At 35.7% G+C, this 21,447-nt stretch carries 23 protein-coding genes; 12 read left to right on the top strand and 11 right to left on the bottom strand.

Annotation, left to right across the window (positions count from 1 at the left end):
* Window positions 1–23 precede the first annotated feature (23 nt).
* A complete protein-coding gene (locus KS242_RS17600; protein ID WP_217324298.1) occupies window positions 24–299 on the top strand; it encodes a hypothetical protein in 276 nt (91 codons plus the stop codon).
* A gap of 268 nt (window positions 300–567) precedes the next feature.
* Here KS242_RS17600 and KS242_RS17595 read toward each other — a convergent pair whose 3' ends face one another.
* From KS242_RS17595 to KS242_RS17575, 5 genes are all read right to left on the bottom strand, one after another.
* Window positions 568–1,878: a hypothetical protein gene (locus KS242_RS17595; protein ID WP_217324297.1), complete on the bottom strand. Its 1,311-nt coding sequence runs from the start codon at window positions 1,876–1,878 to the stop codon at window positions 568–570.
* Complete coding sequence (locus KS242_RS17590) at window positions 1,871–2,074, bottom strand: hypothetical protein (RefSeq protein ID WP_217324296.1); 204 nt, start codon at window positions 2,072–2,074, stop codon at window positions 1,871–1,873. The genes KS242_RS17595 and KS242_RS17590 overlap by 8 nt, the downstream gene beginning before the upstream one ends.
* Window positions 2,075–2,164: 90 nt before the next feature.
* A complete protein-coding gene (locus tag KS242_RS17585) occupies window positions 2,165–2,836 on the bottom strand; it encodes a response regulator transcription factor (RefSeq protein WP_217324295.1) in 672 nt (223 codons plus the stop codon).
* Window positions 2,837–2,937: 101 nt separating this feature from the next.
* A complete protein-coding gene (locus KS242_RS17580) occupies window positions 2,938–3,420 on the bottom strand; it encodes a hypothetical protein (RefSeq protein ID WP_217324294.1) in 483 nt (160 codons plus the stop codon).
* Window positions 3,421–3,925: 505 nt separating this feature from the next.
* Complete coding sequence (locus KS242_RS17575; protein WP_217324293.1) at window positions 3,926–4,261, bottom strand: DUF4257 domain-containing protein; 336 nt, start codon at window positions 4,259–4,261, stop codon at window positions 3,926–3,928.
* A 409-nt stretch (window positions 4,262–4,670) separates the two neighbouring features.
* Here KS242_RS17575 and KS242_RS17570 point away from each other — a divergent pair, with 409 nt between their 5' ends.
* Window positions 4,671–5,432, top strand: coding sequence for a hypothetical protein (locus KS242_RS17570; protein ID WP_217324292.1), 762 nt, complete (start codon window positions 4,671–4,673; stop codon window positions 5,430–5,432).
* 173 nt (window positions 5,433–5,605) lie between these two features.
* On the opposite strand, the gene KS242_RS17565 is transcribed toward KS242_RS17570, so the two are convergent.
* A complete protein-coding gene (locus KS242_RS17565; RefSeq protein ID WP_217324291.1) occupies window positions 5,606–7,291 on the bottom strand; it encodes an IS1182 family transposase in 1,686 nt (561 codons plus the stop codon).
* Between the two features lie 176 nt (window positions 7,292–7,467).
* On the bottom strand, window positions 7,468–7,608 hold the full coding sequence (locus tag KS242_RS17560; RefSeq protein ID WP_217324290.1) for a hypothetical protein: 141 nt from the start codon (window positions 7,606–7,608) through the stop codon (window positions 7,468–7,470).
* Window positions 7,609–7,823: 215 nt separating this feature from the next.
* Between KS242_RS17560 and KS242_RS17555 the strand changes: the two genes are divergently transcribed.
* The 3 genes from KS242_RS17555 (at window position 7,824) to KS242_RS17550 (ending at window position 9,799) form a co-directional block, all read left to right on the top strand.
* Complete coding sequence (locus KS242_RS17555) at window positions 7,824–8,894, top strand: tetratricopeptide repeat protein (protein WP_217324289.1); 1,071 nt, start codon at window positions 7,824–7,826, stop codon at window positions 8,892–8,894.
* A gap of 17 nt (window positions 8,895–8,911) precedes the next feature.
* Complete coding sequence (locus KS242_RS18230) at window positions 8,912–9,046, top strand: hypothetical protein (protein ID WP_256444553.1); 135 nt, start codon at window positions 8,912–8,914, stop codon at window positions 9,044–9,046.
* Between the two features lie 108 nt (window positions 9,047–9,154).
* Entirely contained in the window at window positions 9,155–9,799 is a 645-nt protein-coding gene (locus KS242_RS17550) for an ATP-dependent DNA ligase (protein ID WP_254391901.1), read from the top strand.
* A gap of 772 nt (window positions 9,800–10,571) precedes the next feature.
* Here KS242_RS17550 and KS242_RS17545 read toward each other — a convergent pair.
* Window positions 10,572–11,258: a DUF1796 family putative cysteine peptidase gene (locus tag KS242_RS17545; RefSeq protein WP_217324288.1), complete on the bottom strand. Its 687-nt coding sequence runs from the start codon at window positions 11,256–11,258 to the stop codon at window positions 10,572–10,574.
* A gap of 118 nt (window positions 11,259–11,376) precedes the next feature.
* On the opposite strand from KS242_RS17545, the gene KS242_RS17540 reads away from it, so the two are divergent.
* The 3 genes from KS242_RS17540 (at window position 11,377) to KS242_RS17530 (ending at window position 15,303) form a co-directional block, all read left to right on the top strand.
* Window positions 11,377–12,876: a glycosyltransferase family 2 protein gene (locus KS242_RS17540; protein WP_217324287.1), complete on the top strand. Its 1,500-nt coding sequence runs from the start codon at window positions 11,377–11,379 to the stop codon at window positions 12,874–12,876.
* A gap of 16 nt (window positions 12,877–12,892) precedes the next feature.
* Entirely contained in the window at window positions 12,893–13,990 is a 1,098-nt protein-coding gene (gene wecB / locus KS242_RS17535; RefSeq protein WP_217324286.1) for a non-hydrolyzing UDP-N-acetylglucosamine 2-epimerase, read from the top strand.
* Between the two features lie 326 nt (window positions 13,991–14,316).
* Entirely contained in the window at window positions 14,317–15,303 is a 987-nt protein-coding gene (locus tag KS242_RS17530; protein WP_217324285.1) for a polysaccharide biosynthesis protein, read from the top strand.
* Window positions 15,304–15,688: 385 nt separating this feature from the next.
* Here KS242_RS17530 and KS242_RS17525 read toward each other — a convergent pair whose 3' ends face one another.
* The gene (locus tag KS242_RS17525; protein ID WP_217324284.1) at window positions 15,689–16,228 is read right to left on the bottom strand and encodes a DUF421 domain-containing protein; all 540 of its coding nucleotides are present in this window, start codon (window positions 16,226–16,228) and stop codon (window positions 15,689–15,691) included.
* A 613-nt stretch (window positions 16,229–16,841) separates the two neighbouring features.
* Window positions 16,842–17,162: a hypothetical protein gene (locus tag KS242_RS18160; RefSeq protein ID WP_093880068.1), complete on the bottom strand. Its 321-nt coding sequence runs from the start codon at window positions 17,160–17,162 to the stop codon at window positions 16,842–16,844.
* A gap of 139 nt (window positions 17,163–17,301) precedes the next feature.
* Between KS242_RS18160 and KS242_RS17520 the strand changes: the two genes are divergently transcribed.
* Entirely contained in the window at window positions 17,302–17,595 is a 294-nt protein-coding gene (locus KS242_RS17520) for a hypothetical protein (protein ID WP_093880069.1), read from the top strand.
* A gap of 167 nt (window positions 17,596–17,762) precedes the next feature.
* On the opposite strand, the gene KS242_RS17515 is transcribed toward KS242_RS17520, so the two are convergent.
* Window positions 17,763–18,467, bottom strand: a complete 705-nt coding sequence (locus tag KS242_RS17515; protein ID WP_170061622.1) for a DUF421 domain-containing protein — start codon at window positions 18,465–18,467, stop codon at window positions 17,763–17,765.
* 250 nt (window positions 18,468–18,717) lie between these two features.
* Between KS242_RS17515 and KS242_RS17510 the strand changes: the two genes are divergently transcribed.
* The 3 genes from KS242_RS17510 to KS242_RS18145 all read left to right on the top strand — a co-directional run bounded on the left by KS242_RS17510 (window position 18,718) and on the right by KS242_RS18145 (window position 21,319).
* Complete coding sequence (locus KS242_RS17510; RefSeq protein ID WP_217324283.1) at window positions 18,718–19,134, top strand: DUF421 domain-containing protein; 417 nt, start codon at window positions 18,718–18,720, stop codon at window positions 19,132–19,134.
* Window positions 19,135–20,296: 1,162 nt separating this feature from the next.
* Window positions 20,297–20,554 carry a globin domain-containing protein gene (locus tag KS242_RS18150; RefSeq protein ID WP_254391900.1) on the top strand — a complete coding sequence of 86 codons (258 nt, stop codon included), beginning with the start codon at window positions 20,297–20,299 and terminating at the stop codon, window positions 20,552–20,554.
* Between the two features lie 21 nt (window positions 20,555–20,575).
* On the top strand, window positions 20,576–21,319 hold the full coding sequence (locus KS242_RS18145; RefSeq protein ID WP_371747654.1) for an NO-inducible flavohemoprotein: 744 nt from the start codon (window positions 20,576–20,578) through the stop codon (window positions 21,317–21,319).
* The last annotated feature ends 128 nt before the right edge of the window (window positions 21,320–21,447 follow it).

The raw sequence follows: 21,447 nt of genomic DNA, 5'->3' as shown, positions 1-21,447 counted from the left end.
TAAATCTTAAGGCGGAAAATCGAATGTCTAATATAACATCTTGGATACTTATAGGAATTGGTATATACATCTTATGTGGAATTTTATATGCTTCATGGTCAATGCGCATAGCTGATGGCGTAGTAGGTAAGCACGAAGAAGGAGAAGAACTTGAACGTGAAGAAAGTGAATTTATTAGTTCATTGGCAAATGTGAATAAGTTAAATAAGATTATCGTTCCTATGGCTTTTGCTGTTATAGGTACACTTTGGCCACTATTTGTTATTAGAACTGTGTATGGTAGGCTTACGCAGCGATAAAAAAGAGCAGCCAATTATTTAAAATCTAAAGACTGCAAAGGCAGTCTTTTTTATTGTGTTAATCGTAATCAATTACTATTAACATTTGATTTTGAGATTTTGTCTCAAAATACAAGAATACTAAACCTAATGAGATATTTTGTAATAATAACCACTAACTTCCTATAATATATCTTATGTAAACTAGGATGTTTTATCGGTTTACATTTAAGGTGGAATGAAAGACCAGATATTTTTCTGGTCTATTCCTCTACCAAAACAAAATTCATTATACATCAAAAGTGAATGTGTCTTTACAGACATTGCTATCACCTGGCAAAAAGTTCACAGTTAGTGTATCTTCTTCATCCATTAACTCTAGCTTTTTTGAAACTCTATCATAATCTTTTATCTTCAGACTTTCATAAAAAATAATACGTTCTTTTATCTTTATTGTAGCACCAAATAGTTCTATTCTTCCTTCAGGGCCTGTATAAACTTCTGCTACAGAATAAACTTTCTTATTCTTACACTCATTTATCAGATTGCCTACTGTCTCTTTATTAATTCCTTTCCATCGAACAGTTTTAATGGTTTTGTATATAGATTTCTTTTGCATGCTTTTTTCTAAGATTTCAATAGCTTCTTCCTCTGATTCGCTTACCTTATCAGGTAAATCAAAGCTCACATTGTAATATCTCTCGATCTCAATTAGCCTATTCAACGCTGTAATTCGTTCTCTTAACTCTTCTAACGGTCCATGAAAATGTACGTCACATTTATAAAATATGCTATTAGTTTCTAAGTTTTTGAAAATAATTTCCTTTTGAGTTTTGAGACTCTCAAGAACCCTGAGAAATTGAAGTGTATCAGCTATATTCCCTTGATTTTCTTTTCTTAAGTCTACTTTTAGATTGCATTTTTGTATTGCGACAAGTTCTCCTTGTACTATTTGATTATCTAAATAAATCGTAATAGTTAGAGTGATTGGAATCTTTTTCTGTTTTCTGTTACTGAGTGTTAAAACATTGGATTTACGATTGTAATGCTCAACAGTAATTTCAAGGTAGTCTAGTATTGATTTCTCAATATCTTCATTAAGGAAATACAATTTAGTTTTAACTTTAGGCAAATTAGATTCAACTTTTAATTCCCATTGTTCATCAATTTCTCTGTCGTTTATTACTTCTGTACCGTCAATGAAGGCGTTGAGTTCAGATACAGATATTTTAATACCGTACTCCTTATATGCTGCATCATTAAACAAGTCATCCAGATTTGTAAATCCTCTCATTTGATCCCTTGAGATGTTGAAGTTACCCCGATAAGTTAATGGGTGTTTTAGTGCTGCTTCCCTACTAGTCGCTTCATGTCTAAGTTTTTCCCCATCAAATCTATATCTGTAATGTGGATAAAAAGGATGAGCGTCATCAACTTCTTTGTACATTTCTTTAGCAATTTCGTAAACTTCCTTTTGATCCCCTTTCCTTTTTGCTACCTCGAGTTGTTGTCTTTTTGTTGGTGATTGATAAATATTTACTGTTGTATTTTGAAAAGCAACATTTCCATTACCAGGTTGTTTGATAGTATTCTTATTCACGATTCTTGCCTTCAGTACCATGGTAATTGATAGTAGTACCTGAGTGAGCAACATTATTATTTCCGGACTGATCAATAAAAGTTCCTGTGTTTTTATTAATCTTGTTTTTCTTTCTGGTTACAGCTGATTTTGTTATTAAAGCTGCGGTCACGGTAGCAACTGCCCCTATAATAGCTATGATGATAGGCTCACTCATATAATGTCACCTCTTAAGTTCATTATTTATTATCGTTAATTTTATCACGATTAATATTACCTTTGTAGGATTAATTACCAACCCAACCTATTATAGCCAGCCATTCTTGAATGCAAGAATAATTGCTTGAGTACGATCGCTTACATTCAATTTTCTCATTAAATTGCTTACATGGTTTTTTACTGTCTTTTCGCTAATATGCAGTTTATTGCCAATATCTTTGTTAGATAGCCCCTCTGCTATAAGTTTGAGTGTCTCTTCCTCTCTTTTAGTCAAGTTAGGATAGGACCACAAACCACTATTAACGTAGCGATGCTTATCAGTATTAAATAAAAGCTTTTTGTACTCATCTATAACAAACTTTGTAATACAAGGATGTAAATAACACCCTTCATTATGTAAGGAATATATTGCTGCAATAAGATCTTCCGAACCGGCCTTATCCTTAACGATAAATCCATCCGCACCCTTCTTAATTGCTTCTGTAACAATATTCTCATCAATGTACTCCGACAACGAAACGATCCGAAAGTGTGGATTATATCTCTTAATAACTTCGATGTCCTGGAGATCGCGTGAATGGTTAGTAGCAAATAAGATTATTGGAGAGCCGCTATAATCTATTATTTCTTCTATGTCCCTTATACTCTCTCCCTCTGCTTTAATGACTATGTTTTTGCAATTAGATAATATTAACTTTATCCCCTCTCTATATAATGGTTGTGGGTCTACTATAAAAATCTCTATCTCTTCCCTGCTCACTAATGTGCCCCCTTCTTACGATAGTTTAATATTACTAAATATATACTATTATTTGTAAGTTTTAATCATGAAAAATCACCCATATAAGGGTGACTTTTGGATTATAACTGCTGCCATTGATTATTAATCTCGGATTGCTTAGCTTTCAGTTCCTCTACACTCTTACGTATCTTATCCTTATCCAGTTTCTCTTGATTGACCATTTCCATTGCGTCCTGGAATAAATAATGCTGCATATTGATATATTCACTTACAAGCTGATCCACCGCATAGAAACTTGGGTCGACGTCGAAAGATTCAACGGTTTTTACAAGTTCCCTAGAATCATCAATCACATTATCGGATAATATCTTCTTTAGCTGCGCTTCTGAAGTGGTTCCCTTATAAAGGCCATCTAAAGCACTATTAAGAGAAGATAGCAGCTTCTCTGAGGTCGTAAATACCTGTCCAAGGTGTTTTCCATACTCAACCTCCGCTTGGCCGGCAGCCGCTTCTGCAGTTTGTTCCTCCTTCTCTTTAGAAGAACACGCTACGCATAGGACACTTGCCATCAGAATCATAACTATAACTTTCAGCTTTTTCATTATTTCTCTCCTAACAGATAGAAAAAAGCCCGATTAATGCATTAAATATAATGCAATAATCGGGCTTTTCCCTAACATATGTATTTACTAGGATTATACTATATTTTGATTTGGTATTGTATGTAATTTGTATAAAAAGAGAATTAACTTAGAAATCATACCTTATGTTATTCCTTCAATTGACAGATTAAAAGAGATTATATGGCGCTCACTTATGCTTTCATCTTCTCAATAAAAAAAAAGCAGCTAACAAGTAGCCGCCTTCTTCTTAAACTCTTTCAAGATTGTTATTAATTTTAACCTTGTTGTATGTAGGAGTTTCAAAGTAAGCCTTTCTAACTCTGAATTTCCTAGTACTTGATTGGTCCAGCAGACTGTTAATTTGATTCTCATACTGAACAATTTCCCTTACAGTACTTGCGTTCCGAAGTTTCTCCATTAACTCTCTTAACTTCTGCTTATCGCGTCGATTAAGATCTTTATTCACCAATGTTCAACTCTCCCTTTATTTACTTAATCGATCGTTAATCCTGTCCATACTCTCTATCTTTGTCCGCTCGGTGTCCAATTCCTTTTGTAAAAGGATATTCTCCGCACTAAGTCCAGCTAAGATAGAAATGCCTACTATAGTTTTTACATCAAATGAGTCAGAAACCAGGTATGTTACAGCAAAAATAGCTGCAGCGGATCCAAACAGAAAATCAGCAATAAACCCGAGATATAATCCTTTCGGTCTCTGTTTTCTTTTTGGATAAATTAGGACTCTACCGTTTCTCAATAGATGAGATATAACACCGGTTACACCGCCTATAATTCCTGCCATTAGTACTAATTTGATCATTTAAGCCCCCTCCTTTCTGCAAAACAAAAAAAGCGATCTAGAAGGATGCATAAGCAAAAAAGCTTAAACATCGATCCAAAGATCGCTTGAAATTTGTTTTGTATACAGCTAACCATATAACGCGGTTGCAAAAAAAGAGAATAATTAAACTTACAATTTTTATTTTACTAGTATTTTACTAATTTCGAAAGACTTTACTCCTTAAATATTAAAGAGATAGTTATTTGTAGTCATTTATAAGCAAAAGCGACTATATAGAAAAGACTAGTATATATAATTAATGTGAGACTAAAATACCGACGATAATTTACATAAAGGTTCATTATTTACCATTTTTTTGATTTTTTATGACTTTTATTGGGATTTGTTGTAGGGTTTAGTGGAACCCAATCATGAGAGGAGAATTTTTTTGAAGAACTTTACGTCCCGACATGTACTGATGCTCGTCGCCATTGCAGCCTTGTTGATTTTTAACTTCGCATCAGTATCAGGTGTTCAAGCAGCGACTCCTACAACTGCAACTCCTAATGCAGATGCTGCTAAAGAAGAAGTCCGTGATATGGCAGAATACATCAACGAGCAAAGCTTTGATGTATCAGAAGAAGATGAGAAATCGCTTTTGGATAAAGCTAAGAAACTAATTGAATCTGGTGAAGTCAAACATCATTCCGGAAACGATAAGATATTTGATAATCCGAGAGTAAGAGGTATTGAGTATAGTGATGGGACAATCCAGTATAGCGTTGCATTCACATATGCTGATGAAGAAAGTATGGAAGAAGTAAGTATGCTAAATGTAGTCTTCAATAGTGATAAAGACTCCGTTTTTAAGACTTATGAAGTAGATCTTCATAAGAATGCAAGCGGAGATCGTGGTATTGCAAAATCATGGGTTGATGGTCAACTTGATAAGGACGAAGTTATTGATATCAGTAATTTATCAACAGAAGAAGAACCTACTATGTCAACACAAGGATGGACAGGATGTATGAATGATTGTCTCGCTGAAAAAGAGATTAGCAAATGGGCTCTAACTGCATTAGGCATCCTGTGCGGTGTATCCTGTACTGCAGGAGTACCAGCGACAGCGGGAACTGCATGTTATGCTTGTGTAAATTCAGCCGGAATAATAGGAGCAAATGCCGTGTTTGATTGCCTTGAAGAATGTTAGAATAGAATTATGAGGAACATAATTAGTAAGCTTTCATTTGTATTAATGGCGCTCAGTATCTTGTTCATTGGAATCGTTATGCGGGAGTATCTAATTGGATTTGGCATTGCTATAGCATTCTTTATTCTTGCTATAGTTATAAGGCCCAATCACTCAAAAGAAGACCCCAAACATTAATAAAAAGAGAGCGGGACATAACTCCTCTCTGACACAAAAAAGATCTCGGTCACCAGGAAAATGGTGACCGAGATCTTTTTTGATCTGATATTTTTTGAATTCCTTACTATACTTGCTGATCTGGCGGTGAACTTCCTGATGTTCACCGCCATGAAGGCGAATCCTAATTCGTTTTCCACTTTCTCTTTACTTCGTACCGAGAAACGAGTGAAACACAAATGAGCCTTCAGAAATCCGAAGACTGGCTCGACATCTATTTTACGTTTTCCGTAAATTTTCCCTGTTTCTTTTTCGCTGAGTAATTGCTGGGTATATGCTTTTTGTTTTTCCCATCTTTCGTTGTAATAGATTTTCCGGTTGTTTCCTTCTTTCGCTTTCGTACATTCTGCACGTAAGGGACAAGCAGTACAATCGTCACATTCATACACGCGATAATGACGCTTGAATCCAAATTTGTCGCATCTTTCGGATAGGTACCGAAACGCTAATTTCCGGTTATTCGGGCAAGTGAAAAAGTCGCCTTCGGCATCATAATCCCAGTGAGCTACTTGGTAAGGATCTTGTTTATATTTCTTTTGCTTTTCTTTTCGGTAGTGATTATAGGTGATGAGAGGGATGCGCTTCCGATTATTTACCACATCATCATAATTTTGCTCACTGCCATATCCGGCATCCGCGACAATATAGTCGGGCAGCTCAAAAAAGTCCCGTTCAATCTTATCAAGGAAAGGGATGAAAGTTCGCGTATCCGTAGGATTCGGGAACACATCATAGGCCAGGGCATATTGACCTTCAGTAGCCAGCTGCACATTGTACCCAGGTTTAAGTTGGCCATTTTTCATATAATCATCTTTCATGCGCATAAAAGTGGCACCATGGTCAGTTTTGGAGTAGCTATTTCTGTCTCCGAAGATTTCCATGTCGACCTGATATTTTGATTTCCGTTTAATGAAATCATTGACTTGCTTTCGGTACTGTTTTGGTGCTTTACGTTCGGAACGAAGCTGCTTGCGTTCGGCAGTATCATCACTTGCTTCTATGCGGCGATCGTATTCCTGCACCTTTTCGTCCAGTTTTTCTGCTACTTTTGTTAACTCTTCGCCCGATAGGGCTTCGGGGTTCTCCAGCTCGATTGCGGGGATAATTTCCTGCTCCAACAGTTCTTCATACATCTGAGCCGATCTTTCCACCAATTGCGTACTGTATTTCTCAGTGGACTTCCGCCATACAAAAGTAAACTTGTTGGCATTTGCTTCGATTTTGGTGCCATCAATAAAAATGGCTTCTTCTTCAATGACTTTTTCTTGAACCAGCTGGCTGCGAAATTGGACAAAGCACTGGCGTAAGAGTTCTTTTACGTGAGGGTTCACACGGAATCGGTTGATGGTGCGATAGCTGGGCTGATAATCTTGGGCAAGCCACATCATGCGTACGCTGTCTTGAAGTAATGACTCAATTTTACGGCCCGAGAAAACGGATTGCGTATAGGCACATAAAATAATCTTCATCATCATGCGAGGGTGATAAGCAGGGTGTCCGGTTTCCCGACGGAAACCGTCAAAAGCTTCGTCTGGAATACTTTCTACTAAATGGTTAACGGTAAAAGCAATATCATTTTCAGGTAATTTTCTTTCCAAATCTAGAGGTAAAACGACTTCACACATGGTATAATGTTTAAACATAAGGACCCTCCTCTTTTGTGTTTTGTGTCGTAACTTAATTCTATCAGAGGGGTCCTTTTTTTGCTTCTATAAACAGTAAATTAACGATAAAAAGATGAGGCAGGCATCTCCGAATTCTCGGAGACGCCTGCCTCATTTTAATTTCTCATTTTTTGGGGTTTTGTCCCGCTCTCTTTTTATTTAGGAACACCTAACTGATCTAATAATACATGAATTTTCTTCTCAAAGTATCTGACCTCTGATTGACTTGTTGCCTCCAGCAAGGAGTTCTTCAACGACTGATATTGCTCTAATTGAGTAGCGTTCATACGCTCCATACTGATCTCTCCGTTCCGCTTGTAATTGTAATTTATCATACCATGATTGTATGAATAGCCAAAGCTATACGCGGTATCTTTAATTTAGAAATTCAGGTGTGTAATTACCACATTAACGTCGCTTATAGTACTACACTTTCCCAACTTTTGCCTAATTTATAAGTGGTATCATAAAATTATGCTTTCAATGTCGATTCTTATAAGAGGAGTATAATATGAAAGAGATAAACACTATCACTACAGAAGAATTCCAAGAACGCGTTCACATTTGGCACATGCTTATCAAACAAAAGAAAAAAGATGCTTCCAAGGCATTTTTAGTTGAGCTGGAAGACTTGGTGACAGGGTTAGATAAGCCGGATAATATCTTTTATAACCTAATGCGCAGCCGCTATCATTTATTATGCAATGAAAGGGAAACTGCTTTCAGCATATTGAAAGAGCTGCGGAAGGATATAGATAATGCCGCAGATCCGCTCCGATTTTACTTCCACTACTTCTTAGGTATGTACTATGATAGAAAGCATGAATTCTCTGCTGCCTTAAAGGAATATGAACTTGCTGAAGAGTTGAGTAGACACTTCACCGATCAAGCAGATGAAGCTGACTACCGGTATGAGATGGGAACTGTCTATTACCATATGGACCTAAACTCTAAGTCCCTCTTCCATTTGGAAAAAGCTTATCATCTTTATAAAGAGCTGCCTGTATTCAAGGAGCAGCTGGCCCATGCAGAGATTTCATTAGGACTTAATTATACAGACATTGGATTTTATGAACTAGCTGAAGAATATATCCATAGCGGCTTGAAGCATTATATGGAGTTAAAGCTGGATACGTATCAGCATATTGCTTATCATAACCTCGCGTTATTATACAAAAAGCAGAGAATGTATGAAGCTGCTATTCGATATTTTAACCAGGTAATTGCGGCAGAACCGCCATTTCTGCTGGAGTCTCTTTACCATCTCACCGAAAGTCTCATTCAAAACGGTAAACTGCAAGAAGCAAGCAATCATGTAGCTGAGGGTCTTCAGTTGGCTACAAAGCTACAAAACCAAGACTTCATTCATCGTTATAACGTATTATTAGTCACACACTTTGAAGTTGGTGAATTTGAGGAAATACTCTCTCAAGCGGTTCATTACTTCCTGGATAATAAAAAGGATCATGATATTCCGGTTTACGCAAAATTGTTGGCCAATCATTATGAAAGTATTTCAAATTTTGAGGATGCAAATTACTATAATAAAATCGCCCTTGCTATAATGGAGAAGAAAAATTAAACAATGAGGTGATTCTTTTGAAAGAGAAATTGTTTGTTGTAGCATTGATTACCACAATCTTAGTTAGCGGTGCACTTGGTATGGTTAGCAGCAAAGAAACTGCCTATGATAAAGGCATTACACCGCACTCTATCAAATTAACAGATCTCTAATAAGATCTAGACTGACCAGCATTTGTACTCATATTTTCCTGATTTACCTTTAACCAACTAGATACATTAAGCTCACCCCCTATTAGAATATAATGGGGGGTTTTGTATATGTACATTTCACCGATGTTATTGCACAAAGCAGACGAAGCATTCTCAGATGGTGAATACCTAAGCGAATTAAAATATGACGGTATACGCTTAACCCTTTCCAAATGGAATGGGGTCGTAAAACTCTATACGCGACACAATAATGAAGTAACCAGCCGCTTCAAAGAGGTGCTGGATATAGATATCCCAGATGGTACTGTCCTGGATGGGGAGATTATTGTTCCAGGAGAAGAAGATAAGCCGAATTTTGAAGCAATGATGGCCCGTTTTCTTTCTAGTAAGACAGATTATCACGTGCAGTACTGTGTATTTGATATTCTTTACTATAAAGGAACCAATGTAATGTTTAAGCCTTTGTTCGATCGGAAGATGTTGCTGCAGGAAGTGCTGCCGGCAGATGACAGGTTTGTATATGTCCAGCATTTTGAAGGTCTAGGTGCTGAGTTGTTCAAGTTAATAAAATCTCAAGCGCTTGAAGGTATCGTTTTAAAAAAGGCTGATTCTATATATAAGCCTGGCACAAGATCACCTAATTGGTTAAAGGTGATAAATTATCAATTTGAAGAGGTTTATTTTACAGGACTTCGCAAAGGGAAATTTGGTGTCCTAATGTCCTTAAAGATGGAACTTCAGCTGGGATTTTAGAATTCATGAGTACGAATGATAAGAAAAGATTATACGAAGAATATCAGAAGTACATTGTTAAGGATACAAAAGATTTCATCCAACTGGATCCGGTGCTGCAGGCAACTGTAAAGTACCGTAATCTAACCAGCAAAGGATATTTACGAATACCTTCATTTGTTTGTTGGGATAACCTGAAAAGTGGATAAATAACTGGAAAATATACTCAAAATACAGTACACTGCTTTATAGAAACTTTCTGCGTAAGTTTGTGTTCCTTGAAAAACCTAGTGTTAGCTTGTTTCTAAGTGTATGCCAACTTAAAGAGTGCCGCTAGTTCCTGAAGCGGGGTTATAAGACAGGAGCCGTCACCACTATTGACGGGTTATAAAGAGGGGTCGCAAACCCATTAAGCGACTCATTAAAATGTGGGCAGGAAATAACAAAAAGGACTAATCGCTGAAGCAGTGATTAGTCCTTTTTGTTATCTCTATTAAATCTAGCGGCTTACTCGCCTACCATACCGTCGTTATCATTATCTTGCATATACTTGTACAACCAATGTTATATTTAGGTTGGATAAGTGAAACAGTTGATATTAAAAGGACCACACATATTATATATGTCTAATATGTGTGGTCCAATTTAATTTAATTATTCAACTAAAGCCCCCAGAGGGCTTCTTTTTACTTAGTTTGCTCAGTCATAGTTCGCTAGATCCCCACGCTCTAAAAAGTGATAAGACTAAAGCAACCCATGTTACTAAAGCTCCTAACCCATTACTTCAGCTTATTTAGGATAGGGTTATACCATTTAAAATGGAGTCCCAATAAGTCTGATCTATTCTTTTGATTGTAAGAATATCTAGGAAAGTATCATTGTACTTTAAAGGCACATTTACGAAACATACATTTTTGAGTTCAGGTATATTCTCCTCGAAAATAGTTTCCACTTCATCAGTTGGGTTAATAATTAGTAGTGTATATGGCCCTTTTGATTTGTCATCAAGTGCTTGTATTAGTCTGGCAACTTCACCTGTGTTTCCACTAACTCGAATAAAAAGAATTGTATCGTTGGATGATAAGACACGCGTGAATCGATCAACTCTCCTTTGAACTTTTAGTATGTATTCCTTGTAAAGATATGGCCACTCTTCCTCTGATGCTAGTGGAATATCGTGAACGGAAGCAATATGATACTTCTTGTCATAGACTACTTGTGTGATATTTTTTTCGTCGATAACATCCATATCCACTAAGATATTACTCTGACCAATTGCAATAAGGTTCTCCATAGTCATGTAGTCCTTAAAGTCAGTCCTTATTAAGGAAGATATACTCCCTAATGAGGGTGTTAACATCCAATCAAAAGGAAATGCTTCTCTTCTTAGATTTTTATTTCTTAATTGAGATGCGCCATCGCACCAGTAACCTAGGCTAATGACATGATCATAGGTCTTTTGTATCTCTGTAAGCTTCATCCAATTCCCCCTCCTTCTATTTATTATTATTTTAGTTTCCACTCTAAAATGCCTTTAATTGGATTGATACATAAATTTAAAATTCAATCATATATTGCTATTTAGGAGGAGGGAGTTAATGACTATAGGTGTAGTTTTACCTGTATATAATGTTGAAGTATTATACATTTACGAATGTATGCAGGCCATTGAACAACAAATCCACCGTGATTTCAAATTGATTATTGTACTTGATGGCGCTAATCAACAAACTGTCGAGCATGTTTATAAAGCTGTAGATATTTTAACTATTCCTTATCGAATAATAAATAGAGAGAAAAACATGGGAATAGCATTCTCATTAGATGAAGGTTTTTCTTATTTGACGGACTGCCCATATCTTACTTGGATTTCAATAGATAATCGACAAGACCCTAGTTTTCTAAGCACTTTTTCTGAGTATATTCAGAAAACAACTGAAGATGTGGTTCTGCTTTATTCCTATTACTTGCCCATAAATCAAGACGGGATCAAATTTGTTGATGAAGATAACTGGTACACTATCATGGAAAAACTAATGAATAAGGAGAAAAGTTCAATTCTCTCTCTCTCTTTTATAGGAGCATCTTTTATTTTTAAGAGAGATGCATACGAGAGAGCTGGTGGATACAGTACTCAATTTGGTGTTGTATCAGACTATGAATTTTGGATTAGACTTTTAGATCAAGGTGAAATTCAACTTATTCCGAAATCCCTAATGGAGTATCGTCTCAATGGGAAATTCTCTCTAACTACTCTGACAGGTCAACAAGACCTATACTTACAGGCCATGAAAGCAAGTCTACACCATCGGCGTCTCAAACAAGATATTCCGGATGTTACAGTAATCATTACTGCCAAAAACCATGAAGAATATATAGAACAATGTATTCAGAGTGTCTTAAATCAATCGCATCAAAACATCCATATTGTTGTTATAGACGTAGGATCAACAGATGGTACACTTCAGAAAATTACAAGCTTCAGTGATTCTCGTATTATACCAATACATGTATCTGCTAGAGTGAAGGCCGAGGCACTTAACATAGGACTTGAATATGTTCTTGGTAAATATGTCTTGGAGTTAGATGGTGACGATTGGCTAGACAATAAAGCTGTCGAAATTATGCATCAACAATTTAATTCTATAAATCAAAACGTTGGTTTACTTTATGCAAATCGTAAATTATGGTATCAAACAGAATCGGGGTTAGAGGAAGGCCCTATTGTTAAAGGTATAAAGTATAAGGATAAATACGATGTCATGGAGAAATTTGCGACACATTGTCCTCGTATGTATAGAATGTCTACTTTGGAACAGTTAGGTGGTTGGAAGGCGGAACTAAACGGTGAGCCTTTACTGGCTGATGATTACATGATGTTTTTAAAATTAGCTTCCGTCTGTGAATTTTCTTGGATTGATGTTCCCTTATACCATCAAAGAAGACATAGTAATAACATTACCTCTACTGATCAACAAACACTTAATTATCAATTTAAAGCAGTTGTTCAAAACCAGTTACAAGAATGGGGTAACAACTCAATGGTCGTAAGATTTATTGAAAGTAACGGTAATATTATAGGCTTAGAACTTATGTAGGAAGAGGTGACTAACTATGAAAATTGCTTTTATACTTGGTACTCGTCCGGAAGGCATTAAACTCGCCCCCGTTATTCAAGCTATTAGAAAAGAAACTAAGCATGAAACTGTATTAATAAATACAGGACAACACGAAAAGCTTATAAATGATACACTACAATTATTTTCTTTAGAATCTGATTATAATTTAAAGCTTATGTCCAAAAATCAACGTGCCGATCAATTTGTTAGTAAAGCAATTTCGGCGATTTCACAGACCTTAGATAGCATCAAGCCCGACCTTGTTTTTATAGTTGGGGATACTGCATCTACTTTTGCTGCTGCCTTTTCTTCATTTCACCACAAGGTTCCTATAGTTCATATTGAGGCCGGGCTACGTACTAATGATATCTATTCTCCTTTCCCTGAGGAAGCATATCGCCAACTAGTTACACGCTTGGCAACTTACCATTTTGCACCCACGCAAAAAAATAAAGAAAACTTACTCGCAGAGAACATATTGGAAAGTAAGATCCAAGTTGTAGGAAACCCTGTCATTGATGCATTACATTACATTCAGCAACAAACAAATAGTTCTGTATATGAAATTCACCCCTATCTGAACTTCAAAAAGAAGATATTGTTGTTGACTACCCATAGAAGAGAAAACTTCGAGCATATGAATAAGATTTATAATGCAATCTTAGAAATTGTAAATCTGCATAAGGATGTTGAGGTTGTTTTTCCAGCTCATCCCAATCCAAATGTCCAGCGTCAAATAAAAAGACTATTAAATCACAAACAAGTACATGTGGTAGAACCAATGGATTATGTATCATTTTCCGTTTTGATGAAGCAGTCATATATGGTTGTCACGGACTCTGGCGGAATACAAGAAGAAGCACCTGCTTTTGATATCCCTGTTATCGTAGTAAGAAATTCTACAGAACGAACTGAAGGCATGGAAGCTGGAACTTTGATTCTTGCTGGTACAGAAAGTGCACCCATTATAGATGCAATACATAAACAACTAATCGACCCCTCACTCTATAATCAAACTGCAAAAGCAAAGAATCCCTACGGGGATGGACAAACAAGTACCCGTATCGTTAATTGGATTGAAAAGTATAATTAATACTGAAAAGTACTGATGTTATGTATCTGAAGCTTGTATTTCTTTTTTGAATTAAGAACTATATTATACTTCTGACATACAATATATATCGGTAACCGCAACAGGGCGGGTATATGAGGACCCTCCCCCTCGTGACTCCTTTTTTGATAAGGGGTCTTTTTTTGTATTTAAGAATTAACGCGGTAATCTATTCGCGGTTTTATCCAATCACTATTTAACAATATTCATATACTAAATTGAGGGTTCGTGAAGTAATGGTTGTCCTAGATGTCGCCTTTAATCAAGTGATTTTAATTAAGAAGTCATCTCATTAGGAGGTTTGGAGATTGTTTAAGAATAAGGTCATCTGTATTACAGGAGGTACTGGTTCTTGGGGATATGAGCTAGTAAGGCAATTACTTGCTTATCAACCTACAGAGATTCGCATATTCTCTAGAAACGAATCGCGCCAGTTTCAGATGAAGCACGATTTTAATAACAATCCAACATTAAAATTTATAATTGGAGATATACGGGATCAGGAAGCTTTATTCGATGCTACTAACGGAGTTAATTATTTATTTCATTTAGCTGCACTTAAACATGTGCCAGTATGCGAAGAACAACCATTAGAAGCATTAAAGACAAACGTAATAGGTACTCAACACGTCATTGATACTGCCATTCGTCACAATATAGATAAAGTCATATATATATCAACTGATAAAGCTGCTGATCCTTCCAATTTCTACGGCTTAACCAAAGCTATGGGAGAACGCTTGATAGTGCATGCAAATACAAATGAGAATGTTAAAACTAAGTTCATTTGTATTCGTGGTGGTAATGTACTTGGTACAAATGGCAGTGTTATTCACTTGTTTGATGAATCAATTTCAAAAAAGGAAAAGTTAAAAATAACTAATTTGGAGATGACACGTTTCTTTATGACAGTTGAAGACGCCATACAGCTAGTATTGAAGGCCACATTTGATGCATTGGGCGGAGAGATCTTCATTATGAAGATGCCGGCAATTAAGATTACTGAACTGGCCACTGTATTAATGAAAGAGCATAAAATAGATAATGATTTCGAAATCATAGGTATACGACCTGGCGAGAAGATTCATGAAGTACTTTTAAGTGATACAGAAAGCCTATCAGCAATTATCTATGATGATAGTTATTTTGTTATTCTTCCAGTTGTGGTATCTGAAAAGATTAAAGAGCATTATAGAAATTTTAATAAAGTTGAAATAACAAATTATAGCTCAAGCCAAAACTTGCTTAAAGTAAATGAAATAAAAGGTATTCTTGTTAGAGGGGGTTTTATATAAGTACGATTTTAAGACATTATAAAAATCTACTATGAGTAACATTAACTTACCATTGAACATATACTGGTTTTGCAAGAAATTCTTGCGAATAATGCAATCTCCCTACACAAGTCCCTATTAAGGGGCTTTTTATTTCTTTTCGTCCACTTTTATAAATGCATCAAAGTTGTGTATGTTGTCTTGGAATTCATGATAGCTAAACAGTAAAAAATAGTACAATACTAAAAAAATAAAGCATGTTACAAAAATTGTATATGTAAATATTGTCGATTTCATATAACCCTTCCTTCTGTAATCTTGATTAACATTACATCATTAATATTTGTTCTCCAATGTTTTCTGTTACAGAAGAACTCCCGACTCCAAACTAAATTAAGCACAATTATTAAAAATGCTTGTCATTCCGCATGTCGACATACAGCTCTCCTCTTTCGTCTAGTTGTGCGACAAACACGTCTCTTAGATTAATTTGACGTGTTTTTAAAATGTGAGCTACCCAGTCTTTATTTTTCCCCGTAGCTTGAAGAGAATCCTCTAGAATCTTTCCATCCATGATAAAGGTCTGTGGTACACCTCTTACAGTAGCTTGATCAGATTTTTGATTTGGTTTTTTATAAGGTGAAAGAGACCCATCAGTTTCAAAGAAGGCAAACTCTACTTCACCCAAGTAAAAAATATCTTTCTGCCTTAAAAGAGGAAGTAAGCTATCCTTTGTAAGCCTAGCGTGTTTCATCCCTTGTTCGTGTATTTTTCCATCTTTGATGACTAATAAAGGTTCATCATCCAACACTTTTCTTGCTGTAAAGGATTTTATAGCTGAAACACCGAGAAACCATGTTAGTGCTCCAAATAATATAACAACGTATCCTCCTTTTAACAGAGGTACCCTACTCTCCAGAATCATTATAGAAGCTATTGCACCCAATGAAATACCTGAAATGAAGTCGAAGAAGGTGATTTGGAATGAGCTTCTTACCTATAATTCTTGAGACGATATACAAAATAGTAAAACTGAATACACATCTTATTGTTACTCCTGCAAAGCTCATTAATTCCTTAACCACCTATTTGTTGAGAACTACATGATTGTGATATTTCCGCAGTATTACGACAGGTTATGAACTTACAGGTTATCTATGTATTGAATTTAATAATTCATTAGTTAATGCATTGCTTTCAGTTAGATGAATGCAGCCTACACACTAGGAGATAATAATAATGAATCAGATGATTACTATTATTATTTAAGTGGGTGATGATATCGAACAAGAACATGAGGATCTATTTCAAGCAATAGCTTATATAGACCATCAGCTCCAAGATACTTTATTGAGTCGTACAACTAGAATCGAATTAATGGCACACAAGCGAATTATTCAACGTATGATAGAAGTGGATAATGAGCAACTGGATGAGTTACATTAACACTAATTTTCTCTTCCAGTACTGACGAATCTTTTCACACTCTTATGCAGTTGACCATATACTACATTAGTACGACTTTGTTTTTAATTAATCTCCCAACTTGCTTCCTTACACTAGTAAGGAGGCTTTTTACTTTTCAATTGATACTGTGTAAAAGTACGCTTCTCTTCTCTAAATGCTTGCCAAGAGGTTTTGGTTGCTGCGTAGCTGCCAATAGCAGCATACCCATAGAAATATCCCATAAATATACCTGCCACAAGGTCATGTGGGTGACTATAAAATATAGATACCATTAACCCTAATATTACTGCGACAGTAGGTATGTACTTTCTACTTATAGGTGTAAACCACTTAATACATTGCGTCAGTATTAAAACCACAGGTATACCTATCGTAGAGTCCCAAAAATTCGTATGTATTATAGGAAAACTCATTCTATTCTCATCCTCTCTAAGTTATATATAAATACTGTCTCCAAATAACTAAAAACTTACTATTTACAAGAACCCTATAGAGAAATTAAAAGCACGAACTATTAAGATGAGAATAACCTATCATAAAGGGGGAATTGCGATGAGACAATTAAACAAATCTAAAGTGCAAAATAATAACCTTCAGATCCAACTTTCCAAGAATGACTATGTTGTAAGTGATTTAGACATCTTAACAGCTGTCTTATTATTGAATGGAAAGCTTAGTGTTGATTTGATTGAGACTGATCGTAATACGGACCTGTCCAATATCACTTTAATTGGAGAAGTACCTTCAGATACAAATAACAATAACCAATTAACTGATTTCCTTGACGCTAATGATGATATGTCTATGGACGATGTTCTTGCTGCAATTCTTCGAAGGATACAATAAGCTGAAATTAAGATGAACTTAGGTTGTATGCAAATCGGCTTATTATAGTATCCTTTCATCAGGAAACGCAGATAACTAAAGGTGCAATGAGGCGCCTTTAGTTATCTGCGTTTCCGTTTTCAGATGGTGTATTAAACTACGTTATTTGACCTATTGGAATACTTTCATTAATTATGTTGACCTGGTTGGTAGAAATACATTCCAGACTGACCTTTTTCAACATTTGTATCCACTCGTAATTTCTTATTCTCTGTGTAAGTTCCAAGGATTATATCATCAATCCCTATATGTTTTAACTCTAACTGTTGCAAAACCCATTCCTTTGTAAGGTTCAAATACTTAAGATTGTGGTTGATTATTTGGCCATCCATTATCAGAGGTATAGGTATGTATTCTCTTTTGACATTGATATCCATATCTGCAGGTTGGACAGGTCTATACTCAGCTTTAGGTATCACACTTAATACACCAGAATCTTCAAGCGTAGCCATTTCAACTGTGGTAGTATCGGTGATACCTTGAATTCGCAACTGTGCGAGAAATTCATCAACAGGTAGCCTAACCTTCTTCAAACCTTTTCGGTCAATATCACCATTTCTAATGAGAACAGTCGGACTCTCATAAAGAATCCAACGTAACTTATTATGAAGTGATAGACGCATGAATATTTTATAAAGTAATACAAAGATTCCTGTACACAGTAGTGCTAACCAAATATTGTTTTTCTGTATTGGTTGGCTGATTGCATTACCAATTACAATAACGTAAAGAACATCAAATGTATGCATTTGAGATACAGCCTTTTTTCCAGTAAAGCGTAAAAACAGGAACCCAAATATAAAAATAATGAAAGGGTTCATTAACAAATCCATATAACCCACTCTTTCCATGAGGTTTATATGTAGTTTGAACAAAGTTCTTAAAATTTATTATTGAATGCCTTTTAACCGATTAGGGAACGTTATGTCCTAGGTTGAAAATAGCTTTGGTAAGGAATGACCAACATGAATGTCTATATTTATATAACACTTAAGGCAGTATTTAGTTTTCTTATTACTTCTTGTAATTACTGGTCTTATAGGCAAACACATTAACTCCAATAAGAACCATTTCAGCTTTGCATTGTCTATTGTAATTGGCTCAGTTATTGCAAATATGGCAATTGACCCTTCTGTTACGTTCAGGCACTCTTTAATTGTCTTTATCGCCCTTGTTATAACATTTTACTTGTTGCTCCTACTTACTTTTAAAAATAGAAAAATAAAGAAGTATTTATCTGGTACTCCAACTATCATTATGGAGAAGGGGAAATTAAACGAAGAGAATATGAGAAGAATGAAAATAACAATGGCCGATCTTCAGCAACGCTTTCGGGAACACAGCGTTTTTGACATTAATGAAATCGAAACGGCTTATCTCGAGCCCAGCGGACAGTTATCTTATGAAAAAAAGAAAATTCATCAACCGATTACCATGGCTGATTTAACTAAAATTTCTCATTCTCTTGTGCAGACTCAAAACGATAAAGAAAACAATTAGTGACTTCTCAAGCTTCACGAATGTAAATCTAATAGTAATATGTATTGAGAAGCATATATTAAGGACTTCTTTTACTTTTAGATATGTAACCCACTAAGACGGCTCTACATATACTTTTGTAGCGGAGTGGTCATACTCCCTCACCTATATAATATCCCTATTCCCTCCTCACTTATGAGGAGGTTTTTTTGTATAACAAAATCAATGCTTATTCTTTTCTGGGTATTAGCTCAGTCATAACCAAAGTATGGGCATACACTGCACCATATAAAGGAAAGGGGTTTGTAAATGCAAAACGAAAATTGCTACAGTAGTCAGCACGAGGATGAAAGAAATATCAGACCGGGATTTGGTTATGGAAGACCTCCATTCTATGGTGGGTATCCACATTACGGATATGGGTATCCACACTACGGATATGGGCAGCCACACTACGGGTACGATCAGCCACATTACGGGTACGGTCAACCGCATTATGGGTACGGCCAGCCACACTACGGACATAATTACTCTCAAGGCTATCACCATTATTAAAAAATAAATATATAGATTACTGTTTATTCGAATTGTAAAGGACTCCTTTCCATAACTGGAGGAGTCCTAGCTTTATCATGACCAATAATAAAGCTTGAAAAGGGGTACCCAGAGAAACATAACTGTGATTCTCGATGGATATAAGATACTATATGCTGATTTTCAATCTCGGACAGGGTATATGCCTCTATAGGATTGAAATATTTTAGTCCTTTACTTGAATTTTGTCTATAACAATAAGGTATTGATTTAATCGTTAACTCCTCACATAAATGTTGCATATGATACCTTACCTTTCCTTTCAAAATACTACAGAAAAGTGCGCCTAATATAGGGCGCATTTTTAGATATTTAATCCTTCAATTCTCCTATGTGGATTCCCTTGTATACGTTTATACTATTTGGAAAACTTAATGTACATTTTAAGAAACGAGGAGTAAATACTTATTTTAGACAATGAAACCATCAAAATTGTTAAAACTACAGCTCCCGTATTAAAAGAAAACAGCAAACAGATAGGAGTAACGTTTTATAGACTCTTATTTGATAAGGCTCCTGAATTATATAACATCTTTAATCAGACTAATCAAAAAAGAGATCTTCAACAGGAAGCGTTAGGATATGCAGTATGCATATTACAGATCTTAGTGAACTTAATCCAGTAATTGAAAGAATATGTCATAAACATCGAGCAATCGGTATCATGCCTGATCAATACCCTGTTGTTGGAGAAACTCTTCTCCAAGCAGTAAAAGAAGTTTTGGGTCATGCAGCTACAGATGAAATCATTGATGCTTGGGGAAAAGCGTACGGATATATATCAAATACATTAATCAGCTTAGAAAAGAAGTTATATGATGAAACAGTGAAGCAAATTGGAGGATAGAGCGGTTATAGAGAATTCTACATAGATAAAAGTGTAAAAGAAACCGAAAAAGTCACTTCATTCTACTTAAAACCAAAAGACGGGAAAGAGATAGCCACGTATAAGCCGGGACAGTATTTAACGATAAAAGCTAAAATCCCGGGAGAACAATATACCCATGTTCGGCATTGCAATATTTCTGATGCTCCGAATAGTAAATATTATCACATAAGTGTAAAACGCGTGGATTCAAATGAAGATGGTCCCCCTGGAATCGTATCTAATTATCTCCATAAAGAATCTTCTAAAGATGTTACCTTGTTTTTTTCAGCACCGGCGGGTGACTTTGTACTGAAGGAGAATGATCGTTCCACTGTATTCATTAGCGGAGGAAACGGTATTACTCCAATTATGAGCATGCTTAATAGCTTAATTAAAAATAAGGATCATCGTCAGGTTACCTTCGTTCATGCTGCTGCTAATAGTAAAATACAAGCATTCAAGGATCACATCGAGGAGATAGCAACCCAAAATTCAAACGTTGATAAGGTTATATGTTACAGCATGCCGTCGCAACAAGATCAATTCGAGCACAACTTAGAAAAAGAAGGGTTTATTGACACAGATTTGCTTAAGTCTATCCCTTATTTAAAGGATACTGAGATTTATTTTTGTAGTTCGATACCATTTATGCAAGCTATTAACCATATCTTAGAACAACTAAGTATACCAGCAGAACAAATTAACTACGAAGTATTCAATCCCATCGCCATTCTAGATGAATAAGTGTTATGGAATAAGTTGTTCAATTAAGAGCACCACTTATTTCTTATCCATTAATCAAAATACGCCTAAAATAGGCGTATTTTTAATGATAAATAGGCATGTGTTCAATCCCCAATATTCATTAGGCA

It is taken from the genome of Terribacillus sp. DMT04 (genome assembly GCF_019056395.1).
Classification (GTDB): domain Bacteria; phylum Bacillota; class Bacilli; order Bacillales; family Amphibacillaceae; genus Terribacillus; species Terribacillus aidingensis_A.
The sequence above is the reverse complement of the archived record's forward strand: the minus strand, read 5'-3'. Positions and strand labels throughout refer to the sequence as shown.